Source organism: Bacillus sp. E214 (assembly GCF_008087365.1).
GTDB lineage: Bacteria > Bacillota > Bacilli > Bacillales > Pradoshiaceae > Pradoshia.
Map to the genome: position 1 here is coordinate 946,835 of NZ_VENN01000001.1, position 13,449 is coordinate 960,283.

At 37.2% G+C, this 13,449-nt stretch carries 9 protein-coding genes; 1 reads left to right on the forward strand and 8 read right to left on the reverse strand.

The window, feature by feature from the left end; genetic code table 11:
* Window positions 1-30: 30 nt before the first annotated feature.
* The 3 genes from FHY47_RS04445 to FHY47_RS04455 form a co-directional block, all read right to left on the reverse strand.
* On the reverse strand, window positions 31-858 hold the full coding sequence (locus FHY47_RS04445; protein WP_148629734.1) for a hypothetical protein: 828 nt from the start codon (window positions 856-858) through the stop codon (window positions 31-33).
* A 184-nt stretch (window positions 859-1,042) separates the two neighbouring features.
* Complete coding sequence (locus tag FHY47_RS04450) at window positions 1,043-1,327, reverse strand: hypothetical protein (protein ID WP_139891914.1); 285 nt, start codon at window positions 1,325-1,327, stop codon at window positions 1,043-1,045.
* 317 nt (window positions 1,328-1,644) lie between these two features.
* Entirely contained in the window at window positions 1,645-2,022 is a 378-nt protein-coding gene (locus FHY47_RS04455) for a PH domain-containing protein (RefSeq protein WP_139891913.1), read from the reverse strand.
* Between the two features lie 248 nt (window positions 2,023-2,270).
* On the opposite strand from FHY47_RS04455, the gene FHY47_RS04460 reads away from it, so the two are divergent.
* On the forward strand, window positions 2,271-2,570 hold the full coding sequence (locus tag FHY47_RS04460; protein ID WP_148629735.1) for a TIGR04104 family putative zinc finger protein: 300 nt from the start codon (window positions 2,271-2,273) through the stop codon (window positions 2,568-2,570).
* Window positions 2,571-2,614: 44 nt separating this feature from the next.
* On the opposite strand, the gene FHY47_RS04465 is transcribed toward FHY47_RS04460, so the two are convergent.
* From FHY47_RS04465 to FHY47_RS04485, 5 genes are all read right to left on the reverse strand, one after another.
* Window positions 2,615-7,078: a coiled-coil domain-containing protein gene (locus tag FHY47_RS04465; RefSeq protein WP_140461479.1), complete on the reverse strand. Its 4,464-nt coding sequence runs from the start codon at window positions 7,076-7,078 to the stop codon at window positions 2,615-2,617.
* A complete protein-coding gene (locus tag FHY47_RS04470; protein ID WP_139891910.1) occupies window positions 7,056-7,802 on the reverse strand; it encodes a DUF6063 family protein in 747 nt (248 codons plus the stop codon). Before FHY47_RS04470 ends, FHY47_RS04465 begins: the two co-directional genes overlap by 23 nt.
* Complete coding sequence (locus tag FHY47_RS04475; protein ID WP_262365964.1) at window positions 7,795-9,315, reverse strand: hypothetical protein; 1,521 nt, start codon at window positions 9,313-9,315, stop codon at window positions 7,795-7,797. Before FHY47_RS04475 ends, FHY47_RS04470 begins: the two co-directional genes overlap by 8 nt.
* A complete protein-coding gene (locus FHY47_RS04480) occupies window positions 9,306-10,379 on the reverse strand; it encodes a Wadjet anti-phage system protein JetD domain-containing protein (protein ID WP_140461481.1) in 1,074 nt (357 codons plus the stop codon). Before FHY47_RS04480 ends, FHY47_RS04475 begins: the two co-directional genes overlap by 10 nt.
* A 710-nt stretch (window positions 10,380-11,089) precedes the next feature.
* Window positions 11,090-13,381 (reverse strand): glycoside hydrolase family 3 N-terminal domain-containing protein, encoded by a 2,292-nt coding sequence (locus tag FHY47_RS04485; RefSeq protein ID WP_148629737.1) that lies wholly within the window; start codon window positions 13,379-13,381, stop codon window positions 11,090-11,092.
* Window positions 13,382-13,449: the final 68 nt, after the last annotated feature.

A 13,449-nucleotide genomic window follows, 5' to 3' on the forward strand; every position in this document is an offset into this window, starting at 1 on the left:
TCCTAAAAAAAATTTCTCTTCGTGTCCTACTTAAATTTCAAATAAAGTCCCATTTAACGCTTGTATATATCGCTCAGCAGATTTTTGAACGGCTTGTTTGGCATCCTTCTGAATGATACGATGAAAAGCGTTGTAAATCCGGTCAAAGTTCATTTTGGCTACTTTATCGGCTATGTCCATTACTTTTTTAGCAGGCAAGGGAATCAGATTGGGATAACTATACATAAAACTAACCCATTTACGATCAGCCACCACCTGAATAATATCTCCTGTCAACAAAATTCCTTTATGATGATTTCCTTTATTCCATTCAAGGACAGCGCCACCTTTAAAATGGCCACCTAATCTGTGAAGGATTAATCCTTCAGACAACTTTAAAGATTCTCCTGACCAAAATACAATTTTTTCACTTTTTCTTAATACCCACTCCTGGTCGTCTTCGTGTATATAGATTGGGATATCAAAGGCTTCAGCCCATTCTATCTGACTGGAATAGTAATGAGGATGTGACAATGCAATTGCATGTAAGCCACCCTTTTTTTTAATTTTATCGACGGTTAATTGGTCAATATAAGTAATACAGTCCCATAACAATGTAAAATTATCGCTTTGAACGATGTATGCTGTCTGACCGATACCTACATCTGGTTCTGTTTTCATACTGTACAAATCTTTTTCTTCATACTTTATTTCATTTTTAAATTGTTTTGAAGATACCATCTCTTCCATTGTTGTCCACTGCTGCCCATTACGATTAATATACTGTCTTTCCTCACTGCAAATTAAACATTTCACCGGTGGGTCATTTAAGCAGTCCGTTTGTGTCCCGCAAGTTGTACAAATGTAAAGTGTACTCATTTTTATATCACCATCCCTTTAAATTGGTTCAGTTGTTTATGTGTTAAGTATATTAATTACCAAGAATTTTTACGTCCTGACAAAGGATGATATGATCTACAACTTAAGTCGCAAGTACTCCTGTATTTGTTAGATAAATAAAAGAGACCAGTTTCTATTTAACTGGTCCCCGTTCATTTGTTTCTTATTTAATTAGTGTCTTCTGAGCCCTAAAAAACTCAGTAAATGCAGCATTGATTTCCTTCGTTACTCTGAACTTAGATTTGCATCCAGTACAGCTATAACGGAAACCGCCTTTTTTAACATCCAAAAAGCCTATGAACATAAATATCGGGATTAAATACCAACCCGGCATTGGAATGCAGCACGCAATTAAAATAGCCAAAAACATCATATCTGAGACTGTAATTAGTTTTTTCACTTGATTTCCTTGGCATTTTCCGCATTTTACAATTTGTTGATCATTCATTATAATTCCTCCCTTTCATAATAATGAAAGCGCTTTAATAATTAGAATTAGGCAAAAATATTTAGTTCAGTTTGGTAAAACGTATTCATATCGTTCACAATTTAGACACATATTATAATATTCGTCACAAATTTATAATGTCCTTCATTATTTACAATTTATACAAAAAAAGATTATTTATTAGTATGGTTTTTATGATTATATGAAGCAAAAAGACTACGGATTGTATTTGTTATGATGGGATTAGGTAAGAGGAACAATAAAAAAGGGAGAGCGTTTTAAAACGCCCTCCCATTATTAATTGATTATTTTTTTATTTATCCACAAACATAATACGCAAGCAATTTTTGAACATCTTCAATGCTATTGCCTTTTTTGAATGTCTTAGTTATCGGCATGTCTGCTCCAGATAACCAAATTTTAAGCTCAGCATCCAAATCAAATGTTCCCGCTGTTTCTGTACTGAAATGAGTGATACTTTTGTAAGGAATGGAATGATACTCGATTTTTTTTCCCGTCATTCCTTGTATGTCTACAAGAATAAGTCTGTTGCCCGTAAAAACAATCATATCCCTGATTAACTTGTAAGCTTGTTGAACTTCTTCACCTGGAAACAATACTTCTTTTAAAGATTTGGATACTTCATCCTTACTTACTGTTGAAGAATTACCCATTAACCCATCCAAAATTCCCATCTATGTATCCTCCTTTATATTTCTGAATACTTAAATTATACCTTACAAATGATTTTATATAAAATGGAATTAAATACTATAATATATTTGTACAAGTGTTCGACAAAAAAGATACAGGTTCTGTATTTATATGAAAGATATGAATTTACAAATAGGATGCTTGGTGGATGTAGTTCCATCTTTATTTCCATACCCCACTCCATTTTTTTATTAGAGATTTAAGGATATTCATTAAAGGAGGAATTACAGTGCCAACTTGTCAAAACTGCGGCAGCAAATGGTCATGGAATGATTCATTTAAAAAATTAGCATCATTCCGCAAAAATATGAAATGTAATGATTGTGGAGCTAATCAATACCAAAGCATGTATTCAAGAAAAATCACATCTATTGTAGTATTATTTCCGCTGATAACAATTCCTATTACGGTACTGTTTAATTTATCTTTAACTTTTGTCATAATCATCGAATTAGTGTTGATGCTTGTTGTTTTATTATCAATGCCTCTTTATTTACAATTGACTGATAAAGAAGAGCCGTTATGGTAAAAAAGGAGACTGCTTAGAATTTCAGCAGTCTCCTTGTCTTCTATTTAACTTTCTAAAACTTCCTCTTCCTGATAAATTCGATAGGCAGGTACCACTGTATCTGTCACAATCTCTTTACCATTTTCACGGACAAAATCAAGTTTATAATAAGAGTCAAAGCGCTGGCTGATCTCTGTTTTCACCAATTCAGGCGGTGTAACAACGATTAATTGGAATTTCAGTTTTTCTGCCACCGCAAAAATTGGATCAAGGACGTGCGCTGATGCCGCCTGACCAAATGGATTATCACATACTAATGATACCCAGCTGTTATCTGCTTCACTCTTAACCGATAGGAGCATCATCATCATGACCATCCGCGCAGATAATTTTTGGCCGCCGCTTCCGTCTGACTTCGTCTTAGAACCTTGGTTAATGGTTTTCCAGGTTGAGTAATGTTCCTTCTGAGGTCGTCCATACATGAACGCGTTATCTGTACGCATATTATAAACAAGCAGCTCAGGGAAACGATTGCGAAGAGAAACAAATAGTATTTGTTCATCACTGATTAATTGTTTGATTTCAACCTCTAGCGCTTTATTATGGTCATCAATTGTCTCGAATTGCTTCGTGATTTTATCAATTGCCATAACGAAATGCTGCTTTAAAAGTGGCTCCACCTCTTCCGCATTTTTAGGCAATAGATCTTCCTTCAATTGGACCAGCGGGAATGTCCCACGCTCATTTTTGATTTTCATTTTCGCAATCATGGAACGTATAGCATCGGACATACTCATAACCTTCATACTCGCACGACTTGCCCAGAAATCCTGCGCCTTTTCAGCTCGTTCTTTATCACGGTCCAATTGCTCCAAACCGCTTCTTGAAAATCGTTTCATATTCGAAATAATGGTTTCAATATGAGCGTAATGGCGCGTATCCATGTGATCTAATGAGGTCAAAACTTCATTTTTAAAACGAATCTCCCAATCTTTATCCTCAATCGTCAGCTTTAGCTTACGAAGCGATTGTTCAAGCTTGGCATGTTTAACCTGTTTTTCTTCAAGGAAGTTTTGGTGAGCTTCACACCAGGCTAATATACACGATTTTCCTTGATTTTTGATTCTCTCCACGACCTCATCTGTATAAGGTACTGGATTTTCCTTGAGGATTACGGATAATGTTAATTGGTCTCCCTCATATCCATTAATACGTTCGTTTGTCTCTTTCAACTTCTTCTCAGTCTGATCCAATTGTTTTTTGGTTAATTTAGTTCGGTCTTTAATTTCTACCTCTTTAACATCCAGATCCTGATCTTCCCATTTTTCCGGCTCTTGTTCATGCTTGCTTAGCTTTTTCTGTGCTTTTTTCGCTTGTTCATTTGCCAGATTAAGAGAGGTTTCCGCAACGGTTACTTCCTTATCCTGCTTACGCTCCTCTTTATCTGCTTCTTTCGCTTCTTTTTGAGCAGTTTGCTGCAAACCCTCTAATATACTGATAGGTTCATCAGGTACAGGTCTTTCTCTCCAATCTTCATGTTGCTTTGCTAGCTTCTTCTCCAATTTAGACTTCTGAGACATTTCGGCTTCTTTCTGAGCTTTTAATGTAAGTAATTCCTGTGCCTGTTCTTCCTTGGAGCGCTGCAAGAGTTTTAATTCATTCAATTGCCCCATGATCTTATCTAATATATGCAGGGATAAGCTTGGTACTTCATCGTTACCCTCCATTTTTTCCGCAGGTGGAAATGAAGCGGAATGAACAAATTGCACGATTTCCTTAATACTCTGGTCGATTGCCAATTTCCATTCCAAATAGGTTTGATTCCATTGAGCACTTCTATCGTTCAGCTCATCTAAATCCTTGGCAATCTCAGCCTGTTGTGCAATAAGAGTAGCTTTATGCACTTCTTTAGCTTCAAGTAATTGTTTATGTTCTTCATATTTTTCTTTTTCCAGAATAAATGCTTCCAATGCATCTACATGTTTTCCACATTCCTCGATTCTCACTACCTTTTGATTGAGTTGTTCACGTAATTGAGCATGTAATTCTTTTTCTTTATCGAGGATTTGAACAGTTCGTTTTAATTCCGTATCAGCCTTGGATATTTCCTTTTCTTCCTGTTCAATGAATTTGGCAATATCTACACATAGATCTGTATCCGTCATTCTGTTTAATTCGTTATATAAACGGCGAAGAGATCGCTCTGATTTTCCAAGCTCGTCTAAAACATCTTTTTTCTCTTCGATTTTCTTGGAAATTGCTATCTTCCATTTCATAAATTCATTACGGTTTGTGATTAGTTCATGTTCCTCACCGTGCAAAACAACAAAAGAAGATACCGGAGTACCATTCATCTCTTCTCTCAAATATACAGGTACCGGGCTTTTAAATAGCCTTCCCTGTAAAAGATGATGATTGATCTTTTCCCATTGATTCCGGCTTACGACTAACCCAAACGGTAAAAGAGGATAGGACTCCAGATGATGAAGACGTTCATCTTCATCCAATGATTGCAGGTACTGTGTCCCATAGAATACATCTATTCCTGTTTTTTCATCAATCCACTCTTTAAACTCTTTTAGATCCTGATTAGCAATCCAAAAATTCTCATCGTTTAAATAATGGTCTAGCTGACTCTCCCACAGTTCTTTTTTAACCTGTTCACTCTCTTCCTGATTCTGCGTTAATTGACCTTCAATTCCGGCAGCGTATTTGGATAATAGAGCATGGGTCAAGGATGGTGAGACATCATCCAAAACTAATTTCATCCGTTCTAAAATAGAGGATTCTTTTAAATCCTGCTTTTGGTATGCCTCTTTCCAATTATCTCGTTTGGAGTTCAGATGTTTCAGTGACTCACGTAATGTTCCTAAGGAACCAGACAGTTCATTTTGAAACTCCTGTGTTTGTTGATCCTTATCCTGCAGTTGTTTTAACTCTTCCTGAAGCTGAATTAGATTTTGTTTAAAATGACTGATTAATCCAGATAAATCATATGTGATGCGGTCACCAAATTGGGTGGACATATCCTTTGATTTCACTTCAAAAGATTGTAGCTCATCCTGAATGGAAAGAATTTCCGCACTTAATTTAGCAATTTCAATCGTCTTTTGTTTATCATGACTACTTGATTCTTTAATCCGTTTAGTCAGATACTTTTTATAAGCATGGTACTGGTTATTGGATTGGGCAATATCTAGATTGGCCTTTTCCCATTCCGCTGTAACCTCGGCTTTAATTTCTTCCATTCGTTGATTCACTTGTTCTAATCCACTGTTTTGTTCAAGTTTACTCATTTGGTCAGTCAGATTAAGAATCGTATTTTCAAATTCACTCCATTCCTTTAATAACAAGGAGAAAGTGAATTCGTCCCTTATTGCTTGTTTTTCAGCGACAACTTCCTTCAACTGTTCGTGTTTCTCTTTGTTTTTCTGAAGCTGCTCTTCCCATTTACGTACATCCTGATGGGCCTTGGCATACTCCAAATTATCTTTTTCAAAGCGTAGGACAGACAGTTGCTTTGTTAATTGTTCAATCTCTGTTTCTAGTGAGATCAATTCTTCTTTTTCTTGTTTAATGACATGCTCCAAAGCACCGAGGAGCTGCTGGCCTTCCTTCGTACTTGCTTGTACAATTTCTTCATGCTCTACACCAATTCTGACATGATCTTCAAAAGGAACTATATCCTCTAAAAATTCCTTGTGGGCTTGTTCTCTTTTAAGTAAAACCGGCAAATCCTTTGCGATACTGGCCTGGCTTTTAAAGATTTCGATTAGGTCATTCTTTTGAGCTTCAGCTTTATTTAATACCTGGCTGACCGTCGGGATAATTCTCTTTTGAAAAAGGGAATGATCATCCTCCGCCCCTTCGAAATATTTACCAACTCCGCCTTCATCCCTATTAATCTCTTTCATAATGTCCCAATCTTTTCGATTAATGCCATATGTATCAAGAATGCGGTAATGTTTTTTTATGTCTCGATAAACATCGAATCCATTCCATTTAAAATAATCCTTCAGTTCTTCCGGATCAGCAACTTGCCCATTCTCGTATAGAGGAATATGCTCTAATGCTACATCCTCTTTACGATCAAATTCTCTGGCATAAAAAGTGATATTAGGAACAATCTTGGCTTCTCGCTCATCTGAACCCGTTTCCTCATTGAGATCCTCATCCAGCAGTTTCTTTTGCTCAGCAGAGAACATACCACCAGTCACTAAATGGCGCCCGTCAGAACCATCCAGTTCCCATTCGATTAATATGTGGAAAGTATACGGTGCAAATTGTTCCTTTTTATTAAAGAAAAATTGTTGGTAAAAACGATTATTTTGTTTGCCCCATGCTGTACCCGGTTTGAGTACCTGAAAGATGGATTGCAGGAAAACCCCTTTTCCACCACCATTCATCATCGCGATTAATCCGTTTGTTGATGTTTGTTCATTGTGAAAATCAAAGGTTGTGTCCTTATATTGCTTTTGCATCCCGTCATATTTCAGTCCGACGATTCTAATGCGATGGATTTTCGGCATGCTCCTGTTCCTCCGTTCTCATAAGTTCCTTCATTTGTTCATAACGGTCATAATCATGGTAAAGGAATTCAATCCGTTCAAATAACTCCATTTTAGGAACAGCTTTTGGTATATCATCTTTGTCCAAAATCACAATCAGCCCTTCAGTTTCGAGCAGTCTCATAGCGCTCGTAATCAGTCCGATACGCGTGCGCCTGTTCCCTTTCTTTGTACCGAAATCATCCGTTTCTATGACCATATGGACCCATGTAGTCACGATATCCGGCATATCAATGGCTTGTTCCTCGCCAAAGGATGGGTCCTCCTTTAACATTCGATTCCAGTTTGTAATCAGTTCATTAACCTGGCGTTCCAATGCATAATAGGTTATCCCTTCACGCTTTGTCCGAATTCTGGCTGCCTGATTCTTATCCACCATAGCCAAAAAAGCCATTAGGATGACACTCATTAAATTAAAATACTTCTTATTTTCTATTTGTTTATGCTTATCCTTCATATGGGTAAAATTAGTCGCAAAGACTGACCCTGCCGGCTGTACAACTAAATGGATACGTTTAGGCGATTCTATAATATAGGTTCCGGATTCATCTGCTAGTAATAGGACAGTTTGTCTGACTTCCGGCTCATAGTAGGTTTGAAAATGCTCGCTCGTTTCATCAATTACTTTTTCTTTTAATAAAGTAAAGTACACATGCGAAGCTTTTTTTATAATCTCATTATTCATTTATTCTTAGTTCCTCCCGGACACAAATTTTAAATGGTGTCATTTTGGTCCCATACCAATAGATTGGATCTGATCGATGATCAAACTCCGTATAAATATGACGGCCTTCCAATGATAAAAATTGTGGATATTCATTCATTAATCGATGAAGGAGGATTTCACGTTCATCCGTCAATGTTTCCAATTTCCTTGTCGGAGACATGATTTGGAGAGGTTTTTTATCAAACAACATCCATAAATCAATCGTTTCACTTTCTTCAAACCATTGATCCTGTACTTCCATAGGCATATCTGCTAAATCCGCTAATGAAAATTCTCCATATTGCTGTAAATACTCAAATACATATTTCCATGCTTTAATAACAGAGGACCAATCTGTTACTCGCTTGATTAATTCTTCTTCTTCATCCTCATCTTGATTCGTATCTTCTATTTGGAGAGTATGCGCCGATTCCTGTTCCATCCAAATCCAGTCCAATGGGAGAATAAATTCATTTTTGGGTGAAAACAACGGTCCAATAATTTGATCAATCAAATCGAAATCCTTAATTCCCTCTTTCATTAACCAGTTTTCATAAATATGCTCCCGGAATGAAACAAGGCTGTTTTCCCAAAATAGAGAAGGATTTTCTGCTTTTAATTTCATCTCATATGAAATATTTTGAATAACCAGCTTTGCAAACCGGTCATGAAGCTGTCTGGTATGTTCAATTTTTTCATGGAGAAGAATTAATTCTTTTTGAACCAATCCATTTTCTTCCGTACGTTTCGCTTTTTCAATCATAGACGAGATGGTACGGAAATGATTTTTCTCCTCCTCAAATTGTTCTTCAATCTCCCACCTGTTTTCCTCTCTCTGGTGTTCTTGCTCCAGGAGAAGAATTTTCGGGTTGTTCATCATCTCTTTCTGAAAGGAATATTCCTTTGTCATTAAACGATTCACTCTCGAAATGAGGTGATCTAAATTCCGTGTCGCTTTTTTGAAGTTACCATTTTTAATCAGCTGCATACTGTATAGCTGTTCAATCGTAATGGAGAACTCTTCCGCCATTTCCCGACTCATAAAAATCATTTCTTGTGCAACATCAGTTAATTTATAAACGATGGATCCACCCATCTCCAGGTTTGTATACAGTTCATCCATCATCACATAACGAAAGGTTTGAGTATCCCATACCTGTCTCGTTTCATCAAAATATAAGGATTCAAATGGCTTGCTGTATTCTTCCTTCCCCTGAAATAAGAGACCATTCGTAATTCTTTCTATTTGCTTTTCATCAGCCGTCAGCTTCATTTGTTTAATGCTGTCCTCAACCATATGTAAAATGTCGGTTTTTCTACGGCCATCATCATCATTTAATTCACGATAGAACATGGTCAGTAGAACTTGCATTAATATAGTCTGTATATAGGGCTTGAGTTCACCGATTTCCATTCCTTTTCCCAATTCGAACAAAGGATTCAATCGTTTCATCCTTTGAGAAAAGCCTTCCCACGATTCGTTCACATCCATCTCCTCCACGTTTCAATCGTTAAAACCTCTTGCGGAATTCGGTTTTTGGTAGCCCATAATTCATTTAAGCTGTTTTGCTCCTCTTCCGTGAACCAGGAAAAGAATCGTTCCCTGTGTATTTCATTACGTACCTGTCCTGTCTCCGAATTTGCCTGATCCATGCAGTCAAGCATTTTGCGGTAGATTTTTAAAGCAGGCTGAATGGTGCATTCTTGATATTTATCTATCAATCTCATACAAATGCTGTAGCCCTCTGCATCTAAGTCACCTACATAATAAAATAAATAGGAGGAATCCTTCGGGAAAAGTTTAAAGAAGAAGGAGAAGCTCCTTTCTATCTTTTTACCTTCACCATAAATAATCAGTTCCGGTTCGTAATCTAATATTTCTTCTTCCAGCAATTGAACGCAAGTATGGAAGAATGATAGATTTTCTACTATTAATACTCGTTTAATATCCGCTATCTGAACACCCGGCTTTAACCAAAATACAAACGGTTCTCCAAACTTCATACTTTTTAATTCTTCCATCGAAACGCCAATTCTTTGTAGAAATCCCTTTCCCTCAGGGAATAGATCAGAGTCAGTCAGAAATTTTTCATGCCCGAAAAGCTCAAGGCTCCGCTCTTCCAGCGAAACAATTTGTCTATCCTGACTTGATTTTAGAAACGAATAAAGATTTTTCACCCTGAACCATTCATCTTCCGTTTGCCATTCCGGATGGTTTTCATAATAAGAAAAATCAAATCGATCATTCAGCTTAAGCATCTCAAGACGATCCCATTTAGTGATTTCTTTTTTGATATTAACCCAATAAAATAATGGCAAGGCTGGATGCCGGCCATTTGTTTGTTTATTTAGTATCGGTATAAGAATATTTTCTTCAACGAGTCTTTCGATAACATCGTGAAACAATGTATACCCATCCATATCAAAATAGTCTTCTATATGTATTCTTAATTGGCTTTCCAAGACATTTACATTTAATTTTTTCTTTTGCTGAGGATGCTGTATATCCTCTATAAATTGTCTAACTCTAACTTCAACCTTATTAATAACTGCCACCTTCTTCTTGCTTCAACTTACTTATAGGATTATATCAAAAAATAACCTATTTTCTCTTGGAGAATTTTGTCGATACGTATTATTATACACAAGATTTTCTGCTTTTCGGCTTATAAATAGGAAAAAAAGATGGCTAACATGATAGTAATAAAGTATTTTTAGTCATTGCTGTTACATTTCAAAAAACAAAGAGGATGAGACATAACTTATAAACGATCCTGAAAAGACGAACGAAATCTAATTTATCGACTTTGTTACTTATTAAAGAGTTAAGTTGGAAGAAAAATTCGTTCCATTGCGCGCTTACTCCACTCGCTTTCCGCGGGGAGGAAGCTGAGCCTGCGGGGTCTCAGCCTTTCCTCTACTTCCCGCAGGAGTCGGTGGCTTCTGCTCCATTCCACTAAGTTTAATAATGATATACAGAAGTAACCAATCTATTGAAAAAAAATAAAAATCCAAACTATTAGGCGAAATATCTATTAAAATATCACCTAATAGTTCGGATTTATCATTGACTGAAATACTTATGTCCCAGCCTCTTTGTTTACGATCATTTCTATCTACTTGTAATAAAAATAGGTATTTCTTTATTCAAAAAGAATAACTAATAAACACATTACCAAAATAGGTGCTAACCTCTTTAAAATCGTTTTAATAGAAAAGGCTTCCTCTTAATCTCTAAATAAACTGCCCAAAAAATTTAAAAATCATCAGCCGATTTTAAGTGATACTTTTAGGGATTCAACAGGATTGCCAACTTCTAAATCAAAATTTCCCGGCTCTATGGTATACTGCCTTTGATTTCCGTAAATTTGCAATTCTTCTTTTCCAATATCAAAATTTACTTCTTTTGTTTCCATAGCTTTTATCCAAACCTTTTTAAATCCTTTTAATTCCCGTACTCTTCTTGTAATGCTGGATTCTTTTCCCTTTAAATATAACTGAATAACATCATATCCATCACTGCCACCACTATTGGTAACATCTACTGAAAGATTAAATATTTGTCCAGCTGAAAGTTTATCTACTGAAATAGCCTGTTCCGAGCATTGTAGATTTTCATAAGTAAAGGTCGTATAAGATAGCCCAAATCCAAATGGGAAGAGACTGCTGCCTATCATATCAAAATAATCTTTTTTGTAATTCCCATTCTTGTGATTATAAAATACAGGAATCTGCATAGAAGACCTCGGGATGGAAACAGGCAATCTACCGCTTGGATTGACGTGTCCAAACAATATTTCTGCAATTGCCTGTCCACCCATTTGCCCTGGGTACCATGCGCTTAAAATCGCTGGGGCGTTTGCAGCAATCCAAGGGATCGCATGTGGGCGGCCCTGTATCAAAATCGTAATGGTTGGCGTACCTGTCTTCATGATTCGCTGCAATAATTGCAATTGATGACCGCCTAACTCTAAACTAGCTACGTCTACATTTTCGCCGCAATCCATTTCCTCTTCTCCTGTTATATTAACGACTGCGCCATTTAAATCGAACTGTGCCTTAAAATCCCTTGCGCTCGACCCACCTAGTACCACAATAGCTACATCCGAGCTTTCAGCAAGACTGACGGCTTTCTCGATTCCTTCCGTAGACCGTGAGCGAATGCCACATCCTTTTTCATATACAACTTCTGTCCCCCCTGCAAGCTTTTCGATTCCCTTAAGAACCGTAATAACATGATCTTCTTGTTGGAACGGCGTGTAATCACCCAATTGATTGTAGATTGAATTGGCATTGGGCCCAATTACCGCTATTTTTTTTAAGTTATTCTTTAGCGGGAGAATTCCCTCATTTTTTAATAAAACAATCGACTGCCTTGCTGATTCTAAATTAATTTCCTCTTTTTGTGCAGTAATTCCAGCCCACTTGGTTACAACATAAGGATTTTCGAATAATCCCATTTTAAATTTCAATGTAAGAACTCTTCTAACGGCTTTATTAAGTTGTTCTTCACTAACAAGACCATCTTCAATAACCTTTTCTAAGGTGGTATATACATTATCCCAAAGGCTTATATCTATTCCGCTTTCAAGAGCCAGCGCAGCCGCCTTTTCTCTGCTTTGGGTCAAGTTGACCAAATTGTCTAGAGCGCAGCCATCTGCCATAACAGCACCGTTAAAGCCAAATTCCTCTCGTAAGATTTCATTGAGTAGATAGCCATTTGCATGGCATGGAATCCCATCGATTTCATTATATGCGGCCATACAAGCAAGTGCCCCGGAGTGTATAGCCGCAATCATTGGAGGCAGATGGATCTCCCTTAATTCTCGTTCACCTATAGATGCAGGTGCAGCATTATGGCCACCTGTTCCATTGCCCTGAGCTGCAAAGTGTTTTAATACCGCCACAAGTTTTCCAGCTTGAATAGTTTCACCATTATCTCCCTGCATTCCTTTTACCACTGCTTCTGTTAACCTTGAAGCTAAGTACGGATCTTCACTGAAGCATTCTTCTGAACGTCCCCATCTGGGATCCCGCAAAATATCGAGTGTTGATACAAGCGCCATATGAGCCCCTTTTGCCCGAACTTCCTCTGCTACAGCCGCCATCAAATCTTCGTGTAGATCCGGATTCCATGTCGCTCCTACACCTAAATTAACAGGAGTAATCATACTGTCGAGCCCTTGATGACCATGTGAGCACTCCTCTGATAGCAGAACTGGAATACCTAGCCGTGTGTTTTCTTTAATATATTGCTGTATCATATTCGCAACTTCAGCACTTTCACTTTTGGGAATTCCATTTTCATAATGAATGCCTGACCATGGATCGGATCGAAACAAACCGTAAATAACTCCGATTCCATCCCCAAATCGCACGTGGTTTATAAACTTTTCTGTTAATTCGTACCCTGATTCTGTTTTTCGGTAGGCTTCCCAACCATACATCTTTTGGTTTACCTGACCTACCTTTTCCTTTAGTGTCATTTTTGAAAGTAATGATTCTACCCATATTGATATCATTTCTGTTTCGTTTACTGAATCCATCGCATTATCCATCTTTCACCACCTCCTCTACCCTCATTGCTTGGATTTATATATGCTATACTGCTTAAGATATTTTGCAG